The 15095-nt window shown below is 75.8% G+C and carries 13 protein-coding genes; 10 read left to right on the forward strand and 3 right to left on the reverse strand.

Annotation, left to right across the window (positions count from 1 at the left end):
- Nucleotides 1-16 precede the first annotated feature (16 nt).
- On the forward strand, nt 17-1012 hold the full coding sequence (locus K1J50_RS08240) for a Bug family tripartite tricarboxylate transporter substrate binding protein (RefSeq protein WP_220117228.1): 996 nt from the start codon (nt 17-19) through the stop codon (nt 1010-1012).
- A 105-nt stretch (nt 1013-1117) separates the two neighbouring features.
- On the opposite strand, the gene K1J50_RS08245 is transcribed toward K1J50_RS08240, so the two are convergent.
- Genes K1J50_RS08245 through K1J50_RS08255 form a run of 3 tightly spaced genes read right to left on the reverse strand, consistent with a single transcriptional unit; the run spans nt 1118 to nt 4628 of the window.
- Nucleotides 1118-1717: an HDIG domain-containing metalloprotein gene (locus K1J50_RS08245; protein WP_220117229.1), complete on the reverse strand. Its 600-nt coding sequence runs from the start codon at nt 1715-1717 to the stop codon at nt 1118-1120.
- A 28-nt stretch (nt 1718-1745) separates the two neighbouring features.
- On the reverse strand, nt 1746-2858 hold the full coding sequence (locus K1J50_RS08250) for an NAD(P)/FAD-dependent oxidoreductase (RefSeq protein WP_220117230.1): 1113 nt from the start codon (nt 2856-2858) through the stop codon (nt 1746-1748).
- 6 nt (nt 2859-2864) lie between these two features.
- The gene (locus K1J50_RS08255) at nt 2865-4628 is read right to left on the reverse strand and encodes a carbamoyltransferase family protein (RefSeq protein ID WP_220117231.1); all 1764 of its coding nucleotides are present in this window, start codon (nt 4626-4628) and stop codon (nt 2865-2867) included.
- Nucleotides 4629-4810: 182 nt separating this feature from the next.
- Between K1J50_RS08255 and K1J50_RS08260 the strand changes: the two genes are divergently transcribed.
- The 9 genes from K1J50_RS08260 to K1J50_RS08300 all read left to right on the forward strand — a co-directional run bounded on the left by K1J50_RS08260 (nt 4811) and on the right by K1J50_RS08300 (nt 14784).
- Nucleotides 4811-6451, forward strand: coding sequence for a squalene/phytoene synthase family protein (locus K1J50_RS08260; RefSeq protein ID WP_220117232.1), 1641 nt, complete (start codon nt 4811-4813; stop codon nt 6449-6451).
- A complete protein-coding gene (locus K1J50_RS19565) occupies nt 6448-7677 on the forward strand; it encodes an FAD-dependent oxidoreductase (RefSeq protein ID WP_220117233.1) in 1230 nt (409 codons plus the stop codon). Before K1J50_RS08260 ends, K1J50_RS19565 begins: the two co-directional genes overlap by 4 nt.
- A gap of 184 nt (nt 7678-7861) precedes the next feature.
- On the forward strand, nt 7862-8626 hold the full coding sequence (locus K1J50_RS08270) for an SDR family NAD(P)-dependent oxidoreductase (protein ID WP_220117234.1): 765 nt from the start codon (nt 7862-7864) through the stop codon (nt 8624-8626).
- Between the two features lie 41 nt (nt 8627-8667).
- Complete coding sequence (ggt, locus tag K1J50_RS08275; RefSeq protein WP_220117235.1) at nt 8668-10284, forward strand: gamma-glutamyltransferase; 1617 nt, start codon at nt 8668-8670, stop codon at nt 10282-10284.
- A 17-nt stretch (nt 10285-10301) separates the two neighbouring features.
- On the forward strand, nt 10302-10805 hold the full coding sequence (locus tag K1J50_RS08280) for an O-acetyl-ADP-ribose deacetylase (protein ID WP_369413552.1): 504 nt from the start codon (nt 10302-10304) through the stop codon (nt 10803-10805).
- The gene (locus tag K1J50_RS08285) at nt 10802-12301 is read left to right on the forward strand and encodes an amidase (RefSeq protein ID WP_220117236.1); all 1500 of its coding nucleotides are present in this window, start codon (nt 10802-10804) and stop codon (nt 12299-12301) included. The genes K1J50_RS08280 and K1J50_RS08285 overlap by 4 nt, the downstream gene beginning before the upstream one ends.
- A gap of 270 nt (nt 12302-12571) precedes the next feature.
- A complete protein-coding gene (locus K1J50_RS08290) occupies nt 12572-13222 on the forward strand; it encodes a response regulator transcription factor (RefSeq protein ID WP_220117237.1) in 651 nt (216 codons plus the stop codon).
- 480 nt (nt 13223-13702) lie between these two features.
- Nucleotides 13703-14320 carry a Spy/CpxP family protein refolding chaperone gene (locus K1J50_RS08295; protein ID WP_220117238.1) on the forward strand — a complete coding sequence of 206 codons (618 nt, stop codon included), beginning with the start codon at nt 13703-13705 and terminating at the stop codon, nt 14318-14320.
- Nucleotides 14317-14784 (forward strand): DUF411 domain-containing protein, encoded by a 468-nt coding sequence (locus K1J50_RS08300; RefSeq protein WP_369413553.1) that lies wholly within the window; start codon nt 14317-14319, stop codon nt 14782-14784. The genes K1J50_RS08295 and K1J50_RS08300 overlap by 4 nt, the downstream gene beginning before the upstream one ends.
- Nucleotides 14785-15095 lie beyond the last annotated feature (311 nt).

Consider the following 15095-nt stretch of genomic DNA (forward strand, 5'->3'; position numbering starts at 1 on the left):
GGCAGGGAGGACACGCATGAGGGCCAGATCCTGGATCGCCGCCGCGCTCGTTGCCGCGGGACTCTCGGGCGCCGCACCGCCGGCGGCGCTGGCGCAGACAGCGCCGGGCTACCCGAACCGGCCGATCCGGGTGGTCGTGCCCTTCGCCGCCGGCGGGCCGACCGACCTCGTCGCCCGCACGATCGGGCCCAAAATGAGCGCCACGCTCAACAACCAGCCGGTCGTGGTGGAGAACCGCCCCGGCGCCGGTGGCGCGACCGGTGTGGACGTGGTCGCCAAGGCGGCGCCCGACGGCTACACGATCGGCTTCGGCAGCGCCGGCGCGCTCGCCATCTCGCCCGGACTGCCCGGCCGCGTGATGCCTTACGATCCGCTGCGCGATCTCGCCCCGATCACGCTCGGCGTGCTGGTGCCGGAGCCGGTGGTCGTGCCCGCCGGGCAGCCGTTCCGCACCATGCAGGAGTTCATCGCGGCGGCGCGCGCCCAGCCGGGGCGGCTGAACTACGGCCACACCGGGCCGGGCAGCATGCCGCACCTCGCGGGCGAGCTGATCAAGCTCGCCGCCGGCATCGATCTCGTGGGCGTCGCCTATCGCGGCGGCGCGCCGCTTACCACCGCGCTGCTCGCCGGCGAGGTGCAGGCGGGGCTCGCCGACCTGCCGGTGCTGCTCCCGCACATCCGCTCCGGCGCGTTGCGCGCCCTGGCCGTGGGCACGCGCGAACGGCTGCCCTGGCTGCCGGACGTGCCGACCATGGCCGAGGTGGGACTGCCCGGCGTGGACACGAACAACTGGCACGGCATGATCGCCCCGGCGCGCGTGCCGGAGCCGATCCTCGACGCCATCCACCACGCGGCCGCGACCGCGCTGCGCGATCCGGAAGTGACGCGCAGCCTGTACGACCAGGGGGCGATCCCGGGCGGCAACAGCCGCGCCGAATTCGCCGCCTTCCTCCGCAGCGAGATCGAGAAGTGGGGGGAGGTGATCCGCCGCGCCGGCCTGCGCGCCGAATAGGGGCGATCGCGACAGGGCCGGCTGGGACGTCGCGGAGCAGCCGCCGGCGCGTGCGAGCGCGGGGGCGCGGCGCACGGTCGGGGATTCCGCCGCCGCGGCGCCCTCTCAGGGGTGCCGCAGGTAGAACGGGGTCTTGCCCATCGCCCGCAGCGCGTGGTCGGCGGCGAAGAGGTCGGCGTAGTGCAGGATCTGCGCCTCCATCGTCCGCCCGTGGAAGGGCGCGTTGGTGGCATGGGTCGCCACCGTGCTGACGACGAGGTGCGGAAAGCCGAGGTCCCGGAGCAGCATCGCGCCGACCACGCCGTGCGGCAGCTCGTGGAACAGGCGCGAATGGCCCTGGCCGTCCTCGCCGGCGTCGGGCCGGTAGAGCAGCGGCTTGTCCACGTCGTGCAGGATCAGGATGGAGGCCATCGCGTCCCAGTCCACCGCCATGCCCCAGTCCGCCGCGGCGCGCCGCGCGAGGTCCACGCCGGCGCGCGTGACCTCGTTGACGTGCCGCATCAGCGGATAGAAGGGCGGGCCGGCCTGGAAGGGCATCTCCGTCAGCTCGCGGTAGGGGCTCGAGGACCAGGCGCTGACCCAGGCGGTGACGATGCGCTCGCGCACCTCCGGCGAGACCAGATCGAGGCCCCACAGCCAGTCCTCCACCGCCTGGCGGCGGGAATTGCTCGTGCGGTCTATGGTGTAGGGGCTGTCCTCGGCCATCGCTCGCCGGTCCTTGCCGCAGGGGAAGTCAGCGCGCCGCCGCCGCGACCCGCAGCACATGCTCGGCCAGCGCGAGCGAGGCGGTCAAGCCGGGGCTCTCGATGCCGAAGAGGTTGACCAGGCCCGGCACGCCGTGCGCGGCGCGGCCCTGCACGACGAAGTCCTGCGGCGGCGCGCCGGGCGGGACGATCTTCGGCCGGATGCCGGCATAGCCCGGCTGCAGCGCGCCGTCCGGCAGTTCCGGCCACCAGCGGCGGATCGCGGCGTAGAAGCTCTCGGCGCGGCGCGGGTCCACGGCATAGTCGAGGCGCTCCACCCACTCGACGTCGGGGCCGAAGCGCGCCTGGCCGGCGAGGTCGAGCGTGAGGTGGGTGCCGAGGCCGCCGGGCACGGGAACGGGGTAGATCAGGCGCGAGAAGGGCGCGCGCACGCCGGAGAGCGTGAAGTAGTTGCCCTTCGCGAAGTACTCCCTCGGCACCTGCGCGGCCGGCATGCCCTCGAGCGCGCGTGCGAGCCGCGGCGCGTGCAGGCCCGCGCAGTTGACGAGCAGCCGGCAGCGGAGCGCCATCGGCTCCGTCCCGCCGACGCGGAGCGCGATGCCGTCCTCGCCGACGCGCCCGCCCTCGACCGGCGCGCGGAAGGCGAAGACCGCGCCGGCGCCCTCGGCGTCGCCCTGCAGCGCGAGCATGAAGGCGTGGCTGTCCACGATGCCGGTGGAGGGGGAGAGCAGCGCCGCCGTGCAGCGCAGCGCGGGCTCCATCGCGCGCGCCTCGGCGGCGGCGGTCAGGCGCAGGTCGTCCACGCCGTTGGCCGCGGCGCGGGCGCGGATCGCCTCGAGGCGGCCCGCCTCCTCCTCGCTGGTGGCGACGATCAGCTTGCCGCAATTGCGGTGCGGGATGCCGCGCTCGGCGCAGTAGGCATAGAGCATCCTCTTCCCGGCGACGCAGGTGCGCGCCATCAGGCTGCCCGGCGCGTAGTAGATCCCGGCGTGGATCACCTCGCTGTTGCGCGAGGAGGTCTCGGTGCCGATCCCCTCCGCCGCCTCCAGCACCAGCACCTCGCGCCCCGCGAGCGCCAGCGCGCGCGCGACCGCCAGACCCACGACGCCGGCGCCGGCGACGACGCACTCCACGGACTCCACGCGCCTTCACTCCCTCACCCAGGCCGGGTCCTTCACCAGCATCGCGTCCTCCACCACCACCACGTCGAGGCCGGTGGTGTGGAACATGAGGATCGCGTCCTCCGCGCCGTGCAGGATCGGCTTGCCCATCACGTTGAAGGAGGTGTTGAGCAGGACCGGCACGCCGGTCAACCGGTGGAAGGCGGAGAGCAGCGCGTGGAAGCGCGGGTTCCATTCGCGCCGCACGCTCTGCAGCCGCCCGGTGCCGTCGGCGTGCACCACGGCCGGCACCAGGGCCCGCTTCTCCGGCCGCCAGCGCAGCGTGCGCTCCATGTAGGGGCTCTCCTGGTAGTCCTCGAACCAGTCGGGCCCGTGCTCGGCGAGGATGGCCGGGGCGAAGGGGCGGAAGGCCTCGCGGAACTTCACCTTGGCGTTGATCAGGTCCTTCATGCCGGCGGGACGCGGATCGGCGAGGATCGAGCGGTTGCCGAGCGCGCGCGGCCCGAACTCCGCCCGCCCCTGCGCCCAGCCGACGAGCCGCCCCTCGGCGAGCAGCCGCGCGGTCTCGGCGATCAGGCGGTCCTCGGGCAGCCGCCGGAGGCGCGGCTCCCACGCCGCCATCGGGCCGAACGCGTCGGTGCGCAGGGACGAGCCGAGGTAGGGGGAGACGAAGCCGCGCGCCGCCGGGGGGCGCGCGCCGCCGAGGTCCTCGGAGGCGGCGAGCCAGGCGGCGCCGATGGCGTTGCCGTCGTCGGCCGGGGCGGAGGGGACGTAGAGGCGGCGGAAGGGCGTGCGCCCGACGATCTTCCCGTTGAAGGAGGAGTTCAGGGCGCAGCCGCCCGACAGCACCAGGTTCTCCGACGGCGCCTTCGCCGCCGTCTCGGCGAGGAGGACCGCCATCATCTCCTCGAACACGTCCTGGCCGCAGCGCGCGAGGTCGGCCCAGCCCTGCTCCGCCGCCTCCGGCGGCCGGCGCGCGGCGAGCGCCGCCGCGACCTCGCGCGCCGTCGCGGCGTCGGCGAAGACGAGCTCGCCGTCGCGCACCGCGTAGAGGCGGCGCAGCAGCGCCAGCAGCTCCGGGTCGCGCCGGCCGTAGGGCGCGAGGCCCATCACCTTCCACTCCTCGCCCTTCACCTGGTCGAAGCCGCAGAGGTCGGTGACCAGGCCGAAGAAGAAGCCGACCGATTCGCGCCCGGCGTGGCGGCGCAGGGTCTCGATCCGGCCGTCATCGCGGTAGCGGTGGATCGCCGCCGCGCCGGTCTCGCCCATGCCGTCCACGACCAGCGACGCCGCCTCCGCGAAGGGCGAGCCCCAGCAGGCGAAGGCAGCGTGGCAGAGGTGGTGGTCGTAGCGCCGCAGGCTGACGCGCGCATGGCCGCGATGCCGCGCGAGGGCGAGCAGCACGCCGCGCCCGGCGCGCGCCTGCTGGTCGTGCAGCGCGGCGATCAGGCCGAGCTCCGCGATCTCCGGCACGAGGGAGCGGTTGAGGCCGAGACCGCGCCGCGCGATCGCCTCCAGCGCGAAGCCGCCGCGCGCGGCGCGCCGCGCCAGGCCCTCGGCGAAGGGGGCGCTCCAGGAGGTGGCGACGACGATCTCCGCGTCCCGCTCCACGTGCCGGTCGAGCAGGGCAGCGACGCGCTCCGCCGGGTCCGGCTCGCAGTTCGGCGCGCGCTTGTACTGCAGGAAGCGCTCCGTCGCCTCGGCGAAGCGGATCTCGCCGTCCTCGCCGACGATGGCCAGCGCGGGGTCGTGGAAGGTGGTGGCGAGGCCGATATAGGCGCGACGTGGCATGGAGGGTGGCGGTGTCCCGGGATGAGGCGGCCGGACGGCGGGCGGGGGAAGGCGCGCCCGGTCCGCGGCGGATCGCGCCACACTGCCACAGGGCGGGGCCGGGCGACAGCGGCCGGCGGATTCGCCCCGCCCGGGCGCCGCACGCACTGGAACGGCGGCGCCGGCTCTGCCACAAAGGGCGCATGGAGCGCCGGCCCACGCGCGATCACGACGAGGAGAATTTCCCGACCGCCTCCCTGCTGCTGGCGCGGCCGGTGCGGGCGCAGGTGCTCGCCTTCTACCGCTTCGTCCGCGCCGCCGACGACATCGCCGACCACCCGCGCCTCGGCGCGGCGCAGAAGCTCGCCGAGCTCGAGGCGATGGAGCGGGCGCTGGACGATCCGGCGACGGCGCGGCGCGAGGCGCGGCGGCTGCACGCGCTCGGCGTCGGCACGGAGGAGGCGCGGCGGATGCTCTCCGCCTTCCGCCAGGACGTCGCGAAGCGCCGCTACGCCGACTGGGCCGAGCTCGAGGACTACTGCACCCGCTCCGCCGATCCGGTCGGGCGGATGCTGCTCCGCCTGCACGGGGAGGACGCCGTGGCGGCGGGCGGGGCGGCGGATGCCCTGTGCACGGCGCTGCAGATCCTCAACCACCTCCAGGACCTGGTGCCGGACCGCACCGCGCTGGACCGCGTCTACCTGCCTCTCTCCTGGCTCGCGCGCGCCGGCGGGGAGGCGGCGTTCTTCCTGCCCGCGCGCGCGGCGGAGCGGCGGGCGGTGCTGGATGCGGCGCTGCTGCGGGTGGAGGCGAAGCTCGACGAGGCCGCCGCGCTGCCGCGCCTGCTGCGCTCGCGGCGGCTCGCCCTGCAGAGCGCGGTGACGATCGCGCTCGCCCGGCGCCTGCTCGCCCGGCTGCGCGCCGCCGACCCGGTGCTGCGGCGGGTGGCGTTGACGCGACCGGACTTCGCGCGCGCCTTCGCCGGGGCGGCGTTCCCGCCCTCGGACGCGGCGATCGTGCGCGCGGCGGTGCGGCGCGCCGGCTCCTCCTTCGCGCGCGGCATGGCGGCGCTGCGCGGCGAGCGGCGGCGCGCGCTCTGGGCCCTCTACGCCTTCTGCCGCGCGGTGGACGATATCGCCGATTCGGCGATGCCGGAGGCCGAGAAGCGCCGCTTCCTCGCGGCGTGGCGGCGCAAGCTCGCCGCGCCCGACTGCGCCCTCTCGCGCGAGCTCGCGCACGCGCGCGCGCGCTTCGCCCTGCCGCTCGCCGAGTGCGAGGCGATGATCGCCGGCATGGAGACCGACGCCGCCGACCGGGTGCGCCTTGCGGACGAGGCGGCGCTCGAGACCTATTGCCGCCGGGTGGCCGGCAGCGTCGGCGCGATGGCGGTGCGCATCTTCGGCGTGCCGGAGGCGGAGGCGTTCGGCCTCGCCCTCGGCCGCACCTTCCAGCTCGTCAACATCCTGCGCGACCTCGACGAGGACGCGCTGCGCGAGCGGGTCTACCTGCCGCTCGACCTGCTCGCCGCGCACGGCATCGGCGGCGATGCGCCGGCGGCGGAGATCGTGCGCCATCCGCGGATCGCCGAGGCGTGCCGCCCGCTGGCGGAGCGCGCGCGCGACGGCTTCGCGCGGGCCGAGGCGGAGATCGCGCGGCTCGACCAGCGCGCGCTGCTGCCGGCGCGGGTGATGATGTGGGGCTACCGCCGCCTGCTGGAGCGGCTGGTGGCGCGGGGCTTCGACGGCGCGCGCGAGCCGCGCCCGCGCCTCACCGCGGCGGAGAAGCTGCGCATGGCGGTGATGGCGCTCGGCATCGCGGCGCCGCAGGGGCCGCGCGCGGCGTGACGGTGCATGTGGTGGGCGGCGGCCTCTCCGGGCTCGCCGCGGCGCTCCGGCTTGCGCGCGCGGGGCAGGCGGTGGTGCTCCACGAGGCGGCGCCGCTGCCCGGCGGCCGCGCCCGCGCCCTGCCGGACGGGACGGACAACGGCACCCACGCGCTGCTGGGCGCGAACCGTGCGGCGCTGCGCTTCCTCGCCGCGATCGGCGCGCGCGGCGGGTGGATCGAGCCGGAGCCGGAGGGGCTGCCGGTGCTCGACCTCGGCGACGGTACCGCGCGGCGCATCGCGCTCTCGCCCGCCGCGTGGCGCGATGCGGCGCGGCGGCCGCCCGGACTGTCGGCACGCGCGCTGCTGGCGCTGGCGCGGCTCGCCTTGCCGCTGCCGTGGCGCGACCGCCCGGTAGCGGCGGCGATGGCCGCGCATCCCGCGCTGCACCGCGCGCTGGTCGAGCCGCTCGCCGTCGCCGCGCTGAACACGCCGGCCGGGGAGGCGTCCGCGCGCCTGCTCGGCGCGGTGCTGCGCCGGCTGATGGCGCCGGGAGCGACGCGCGTGCTGGTCGCCCGCGACGGGCTCGGCCCCGACCTGATCGCGCCCGCGTGCGCGGCGCTCGCGCGCGCGGGCGGCGCGGTGCGCACCGGCGCGCGGCTGCGGGGGCTGGCGCGCGCGGGGGATCGCGTCGCGGCGCTCGACTTCGGCACGGAGACGGTGCCGCTCGCGCCGGGGGATGCGGTGGTGCTGGCGCTGCCGCCCTGGGAGGCGGCGCGGCTGCTGCCGGGCCTGCCCGTGCCCGCGCGCTTCGCGCCGATCCTCAACCTGCACTTCGCGCATGCGGTGCCGGGCGCGCCGGTGCGCTTCCTCGGGCTGCTCGGCGGTCTCGCGCAATGGGTGCTGGTGCGCCCGGGTGGCGTCAGCGTCACCGTCAGCGCCGCCGACGCGGCGATCGAGGCCGAGGCGCCGGCGCTCGCCGCGCGCGCCTGGGGGGAGATCCGCGCCGCCGCGCGCGCCTTCGCCCTGCCGGGCGCGTGGCCGGAGGCGCCGCCGCCCTGCCGCGCGGTCAAGGAGCGTCGCGCCACGCCGCGCCAGGCCGCGGGCGGAGCGCCGCCCGCGCCGCCGCGCCGGCCGCTCGCCAACCTCGTGCTCGCCGGCGACTGGACCCTGCCGGCGCTGCCCGCGACCATCGAGGCCGCGATCCGCTCCGGCGCGGCGGCGGCACGGGCGGTGCTGCGCCGCTAGGGCGGAGCGCGGACGGCGGGAAACGGCCGAGAGCGTGGATCCGCGCGACAGGCAATGAACCGGAGCCGGTGCCGCGGGCGCGGCCGAGCGGCAACGGCTCTGGCCGTCCCGCCGCCTTGCCGTGCGCGGCCCGGCGTGCCAGCGTCCGCCGCCGACGCGCAGGAGAAGGGAGCGGAACGGACACATGGCGGCGGAGATCGGCGTGAGCTTCAGGCTGGACGGGCAGCGCGCCCTGGTGACCGGGGCGAGCAAGGGCATCGGCCGCGCCGCCGCCATCGCCATGGCCGAGGCCGGCGCCGAGGTGGTGCTCGCCGCGCGCTCCGCCGAGGCGCTGGAGGCGCTGGCGGCGGAGCTGAGGGGCCGCGGCCTCGCCGCGCGCGCCCTGCCGCTCGACGTCACGGACGCGGCGGCGATGCGCGAGGCGATCGCGCGCGCGGGTCCGTTCGACGCGCTGTTCAACAACGCCGGCGGCAACCGGCCCCAGCCCTTCCTCGAGGTGGACGAGGCGACCTTCGACTGGATGTTCGCCCTCAACGTGCGCGCCGCCTTCATGGTGAGCCAGGCGGTGGCGCGCGGCATGGTGGCGGCGGGGCGGCGGGGCGCGATCGTGCACATGACCTCGCAGATGGGCCATGTCGGCGGCCGCGACCGCACCGTCTATTGCGGCACCAAGCACGCGCTCGAGGGGATGACCAAGGCGATGGCGCTCGAGCTCGCGCCGCACGGCATCCGGGTGAACGCGGTGGCGCCGACCTTCATCCTCACCGAGCTGACGCGGGACTGGGCGGAGGACCCGGCCTGGCGGGCCGAGATCCTGCCGCGCATCCCGCTCGGCCGGCTTGGCATGCCGCGCGACGTGGCGGGGGCGGTGGTGTTCCTCTGCTCGCCCGCGGCGGCGATGATCACCGGCCATTCCCTGCTGGTGGATGGCGGCTGGACGGCGCAGTAGAACGCCGCCCGGCGCGACGAAGAGCGAGGACGCAACGCCTGATGCGCGACTTCCATCTCCCCGGCCGCAGCCCCGTCTTCGCGACCAACGGCATGGCGGCGACCTCGATGCCGGCGGCGACGCTGGCCGCGCTCGACATCCTGCGCCAGGGCGGCAACGCCGTGGACGCGGCGATCGCCGCCTGCGCCGTGCTGTGCGTGATCGAGCCGCAGAGCACGGGGATCGGCGGCGACTGCTTCTGCCTCTACGCGCCGGCGGGCTCGGGCAAGGTGATCGCGCTCAACGGCTCCGGCCGCGCGCCGATGGGGGCGACGCCGGAGGCGCTGCGCGCGGCGGGCCTGACCGCGATGGTCAACACCTCCGCCCATTCGGTGACGGTCCCCGGGGCGATCAGCGCCTGGGACCTGCTCAGCCGCACCCATGGCCGGCTCGGCCTCGAGGCGCTGCTGCAGCCGGCGATCCGCTACGCGGAGGAGGGATTTCCGGTCGCGCCGCGCGTCGCGCACGACTGGGCCGGTTCGGTCGCCAAGCTGTCGCTGCACCCGGCGGCGGCGCGCCGCTTCCTCGTCAACGGCGAGGCGCCCGCGCTCGGCCACCGCTTCGTGCAGCCGGAGCTCGGCCGCACGCTGCGGGCCATCGCCCGGCACGGCAAGCGCGCCTTCTACGAAGGCGAGGTCGCGGCGGACATGGTGGCGACGCTGCGCGCCGCCGGCGGCACGCACACCGAGGAGGACTTCGCGCGCGGCGCCGACGTCGCCGAGTTCGTCGAGCCGATCTCGCTCGCCTGGCGCGGCGTCGAGGTGTTCCAGTGCCCCCCCAACGGCTCCGGCCTGCACGTGCTGCAGATCCTCGGCATCCTGGAGAACTTCGCCACGCCCGAGGCGGGGGCGCTCTCGGCCGAGCGCTACCACCGCCACATCGAGGCCGCGCGCCTCGCCTACCGTGACCGCGACGCCTTCCTCGCCGACCCGTCGCGGGTGGAGGTGCCGGTCGCGCGCCTAACGTCGAAGGAGTACCTGAAGCGCCTCGCCGGCCTCATCCGCGACGACGCGGCGATGCGCGAGCTGCCGCCGGCGGGCGAGAGCGACTGGGAGAAGCATCGCGACACGGTCTATCTCTGCGTCGTGGATCGGGACGGCAACGCCTGCTCCTTCATCAACTCGCTGTTCGAGGGCTTCGGCTCCGGCATCCTCGCCGAGAAATCCGGGGTGATGCTGCACAACCGCGGCTTCGGCTTCCGGCTGCAGGAGGGGCACCCGAACTGCATCGCGCCCGGCAAGCGGCCGCTGCACACCATCATCCCCGGCATGGTGATGCAGGGCGGAGAGGCGCTGATGCCCTACGGCGTGATGGGCGGGCGCTTCCAGCCGATGGGCCAGACGCTGTTCCTCGCCAACCACTTCGAGTTCGGCCTCGACCTGCAGGAGGCGCTCGACCTGCCGCGGCTGATGCCGCTCGACACGCCGCAGGGCGACGTGGTGCAGGTGGAGCGCGGCATCCCGGGCGAGGTCGTGGACCGGCTGAACCGGCTCGGCCACCGCTGCGTGCTGGTCGAGAAGCCGCATGGCGGCGGCCAGGCGATCCGCATCGACCGCAGGCGCGGCGTGCTGATCGGGGCCTCGGACCCGCGCAAGGACGGCTGCGCGCTGGGCTACTGAGCGGAAGGAGGGCCGCCATGCCGATGCGGGCGATCAAGGCGGACATCACCACCCTCGACGTGGACGCGATCGTCAACGCCGCGAACGAGCGTCTCACCCCCGGCGGGGGCGTCAGCGGCGCGATCCATCGCGCCGCGGGGCCGGAGCTTGCCGCCGCCTGCGCCGCCCTCGCGCCCTGCCCGACCGGGGAGGCGCGCATCACCCCCGGCTTCCGCCTCAAGGCGCGCCACGTGATCCACGCGGTCGGCCCGGTCTGGCACGGGGGCACGCGCGGCGAGGCCGGCCTGCTCGCCAGCGCCTACCGCGCCGCGCTCGCCCGGCTGCGCGAGGCGGGCGGGCGCTCCATCGCCTTTCCCGCCATCTCCACCGGCATCTACGGCTACCCGCTGGAGGAGGCGACGCGCATCGCCGTCGCCACGGTGCGCGACGACCTCGCCCGCAACGGCGACCTCGACGTCGTCTTCGCCTGCTTCGACGACCGCACCCTCGCGGCCTACCGGAAGGAGCTTGCCGCCCCGTGACCGAACCCTGCGACCTCGGCGCCGTGGAGGCGCGCCGGCTGATCGGCCGCAAGGCCCTCTCGCCCGTCGAGCTGCTGGAGAGCTGCCTCGCCCGCATCGAGGCGATCAACCCCGCCGTCAACGCGATGGTGGCGCTGGATGTCGAGCGCGCCCGCGCCGCCGCCCGCGCCGCCGAGCAGGCCATGATGCGCGGCGAGCCGCTCGGCCCGCTGCACGGCCTGCCCCTCGGGGTGAAGGACCTCGAGGAGACCGAGGGCCTGCGCACCACCTGGGGCAGCCCGATCTTCCGCGACCACGTCCCGGCGCGCGACGAGCACATGGTCGCCAACCTGCGGCGCGCCGGCGCGATCGTGCTCGGCAAGACCAACGTCCCGGAATTCGGCCTCGGCGCCAACACCCGCAACACGGTCTACGGCGCGACCGGCAACCCCTTCGATCCCGAGAGGAGCGCGGCCGGCTCCTCCGGCGGCTCCGCGGTCGCGCTCGCGACCGGCATGGTGCCGATCGCGACCGGCTCCGACACCGGCGGCTCGCTGCGCAACCCGGCGGCCTTCTGCGGCGTGGTCGGCTACCGCCCGAGTCCCGGCCTGGTGCCGGCGGAGCGGCGCGCGCACGGCTGGTCTCCGATCTCCGTGCTCGGACCGATGGCGCGCGACATCCCCGACGCCTGCCTGCTGCTCTCGGCGATGGCCTCCGACGACGCCTGCGACCCGCTCGCCTACACGCTGCACGGACGCGCGGTGCGCGGCGACCCGGCGCTGTTCTTCCCCCCGCCCCGGGTGGACCTTTCGACGCTCCGCCTCGCCGCCACCGAGGATTTCGGCTTCGCGCCCGTGGAGCGCCACATCCGCGAGGTGTTCCGCGCCCGCGTCGCCGCCTGCCGCCCGCTGTTCCGCGCGGTGGCGGAGGGGGCGAGCCCCGACTGCAGCGGCACCGACGAGGCCTTCGCGGTGCTGCGGGCGAGCGGGGCGCTTGCCGCGCATCTCGAGAAGGTGCGGACGCGGCCGCAGGACTGCGGGCCGAACGTCATCGCCAACGTCGAGGAGGGGCTGCGCTATTCCCTCGCCGACCACGCCCGCGCGGCGAGCCTGCAGACGCAGATCTACCGCCGCTGGCAGGCCTTCTTCCGCGAGCACGACGTGCTGATCTCGCCGGCGATCACGGTGAGCCCGCGGCCTTGGCGCGAGCTCTACCCGGCGGAGATAGACGGACAGCCGACCCGCACCTACTACCACTGGCTGGCGTGCGCCTACGCGGTCTCGCTCGTCGGCCACCCCGCGGTCTCCCTGCCGGTCGGGGTGGACCGCGACGGCATGCCGTTCGGGCTGCAGATCGTCGGGCCGCGCGGCGGGGATGCCTTCGTGCTCGGCGTCGCCGCGGCGCTGGAGGAGGCCTTCGCCGCCGATCCGGCGCTGCGCCGCCCGCTGCCGGATCTCGAGCGGCTGCGCACCGCGCCGCCGATCCGCACCATGCCGGGCTTCCTCGGCTGGGATTAGCCCCTTCCGCGCGCGGCGGCGCCGGATCGGCGGAGCGAGGGAGCGGCCGGCGCCGGCTGCCGTCCGCATAAGGGAAACTACGTAGTCGCGGCGCTGCAGGCCGTCCTTCCCTCGACCCGGGTCGCGCGCTCGGCTATCCGGGATGGCGCATGGCCATCGGCTGGCGGCGAGGTCCCGTCCGGCACGGGCCTGCGGCGCTCGGCCCATCGTGTCCGCGCAGGAAGCGCGGAGGACGACGGGCGCGAGAAGGGATACCAGAGGTCGGTGCCGATGGCCGAGGATGCCGCCGTCCATGTGATCGACGACGATGATGCCGTCCGCCACTCCCTGGCGTTCCTGTTCGAGTCCGCGGGGCTGGCGGTGCGCACCTACGAGACGGCGGAGATCTTCCTCGGCGTCGCCACGCGCCTGACGGCGGGCTGCGTGCTCACGGACGTCCGCATGCCGGGCATGGACGGTCTCGCCCTCCAGCGGCGGCTGCTGGAACTCGAGGTCCCGCTCCCGGTCATCGTCATGACCGGACACGGCGACAGGCCGGTCGCGATCCAGGCGCTCGCGGCCGGCGCCGCCGCCTTCATCGAGAAGCCGTTCGACGACGAGGTGCTGCTCGCCGCCGTTCGCGCCGCGCTCGGCGCTGGCCCGCGGGCCAGCGGGCCGGATGGCTGGGACGCCGGCGTCGCTGTCCGTCTCTCCGTCCTCACCCCGCTGGAGCGGCAGGTGCTGCAGCACCTGGTGGCGGGCCGGCCGACGAACGCCATCGCCCGGGCCCTCGGCACCAGCCCGCACGCGGTCGAGAGGCATCGTGCCGGGGTGATGGAGAAGATGGGCGTGCGCAGCCTGGCGGAGCTCCTGCGCCTGGCGCTGCGCGGCGCGGTCGCCGCCGGGCCCGGCATGGTCCTGGACGAGGCGCGCGAGGACTGAAGGGTCAGGGCGGCGTGGCGGCGGCCTCGCCGGGGGTGCCGCGCGGTGGCCGCCCTGTCCGCGGGGGAAGGAGGGCCGTCGGCGGGTCACGCGGGGCGGGCGGGTTTTGCATCATTTCGTGTCGGCGGCACTCCGAACGCCGGCATTTGATCCTGCGCAAGACGGCAGGGGCCCGAGACTGGTCCGATCGTGCCGGCGAATCACCGTGCCGCCGGTCGCGCCGGCTTCCGACGGCACCGCCTGGCAGCCGGCAGGCCGGAAGACGAGGAGAGGAGGAGCACGATGCGCAGGACGATGAGGCCTACCGGTGCCACAGCGGGCGCAGCGCTCCTGTTGCTGGCGCTGCCCGCGCTGGCCCAGCAGGGCCAGCCGCAACCGGATCCGCACCATCCGGGTGGGGCCGCCGCCGCGCCGGCCGCGCCGTCCGGTGCGCAGCCGCCGTCGGCGCCGGGCACGGGCGCCTCCGGCGGCACCGGCCGGATGGGCGGCAGCCCGGGCATGGGCATGGGCGGTCCCGGCGGCATGATGATGGGCGGCGGCCCTGGCGGAATGCCCGGCATGGGGATGATGATGCGGCATTACGGGCCTGGCGGCGCGCCGATGAACGTCATCATCAACGTCGGTCCGGGCATCCGCGTGGAGATCGAGGACCAGGACCGGCAGGGCCGCGGCGGGCCCGCGGGCCGGATGATGACGGGCGCACCGCGGGGCGGCGCCATGGGGCCCGGCATGATGATGGATCCCGACGGCATGCGCCCCTTCGAGCGCATCGAGGGCCGGCTCGCCTACTACCGCGCCGAGCTCGGCATCACCGAGGCGCAGATGCCGCAGTGGAATGCCTTCGCGGACGCCATGCGCGCCGCCGCCGCCCGGCTGCGGCAGGCCTACGCCCAGGCGATGCAGGCCGCCGCCCAGGCGGGTACCGCGCCCGAGCAGATCGAGCGGTGGATCGCGCTGCTCTCGGCGCGGCTCGAGGCGATCCGGTCGGTGGCGGACGCGGCGCGGTCGCTCTATGCCACGCTGTCGGAGCAACAGAAGCGCACCGCCGACGCGCTGATGGCGGAGCACTTCCGCGCCCTGCGAGGGCACGGACCGTGACCGGCTGCAGGACGATGCTGGGCGCCGCGACGCGGCGGGGCGCGCTGCTCCTCGCCGCCCTGACGGCGGCCGGGGCGGTGCGGGCTGCCGCGGCCGGCCCGCGGATCGAGGTCTGGCGGGATCCCGGCTGCGGCTGCTGCGGGGCCTGGGCGCGGCACATGCGCCAGGCCGGCTTCGAGGTGGTCGTGCACGAGGTGGAAGACGTCGCCCCGGTGAAGCGGGCGAACGGCGTCCCGGAGGCGCTGTGGTCGTGCCACACGGCCATCGTCGCGGGCTATGTCGTCGAGGGCCACGTGCCTGCCGCCGACGTGCGGCGGCTGCTGGCCGAGCGCCCGCCGGCGCGGGGCCTGGCTGTCCCTGGCATGCCGCCTTCGGCGCCCGGCATGGACATCCCGGGGACACCTTACGACGTCCTGCTGTTCGGCGGCAGCGGGGGTGGCGACCGGGTGTTCGCGCGGCACTGACACGGTGCCGGCGGGGCCGGCGACGCGCCGGGAAGGCGTGACACGCCCTGCGCCGCCGCGACCATCGACCGCTCCAGCGGGGCGCTCCGTTCCGGATGCCGTGCCCCAGGCTCTGGACTCAATCGCGCCCGGTAGGTGATGGCGGCGGCGAGGCAGGCGGCGGCGAGGAAGTTGCGGGCGGTCTTGTCGTATCGGGTGGCGATGCCGCGGGAATCCTCGATGCGGCAGAAGGTTCGCGCGATGGCGCTGCGGGGCCTGTAGCGTTCGGCGTCGCGCGGGAAGGCAACCTTGCGCGACGAGGTGCCGGGGAT

It is taken from the genome of Caldovatus aquaticus (genome assembly GCF_019458025.1).
GTDB lineage: Bacteria > Pseudomonadota > Alphaproteobacteria > Acetobacterales > Acetobacteraceae > Caldovatus > Caldovatus aquaticus.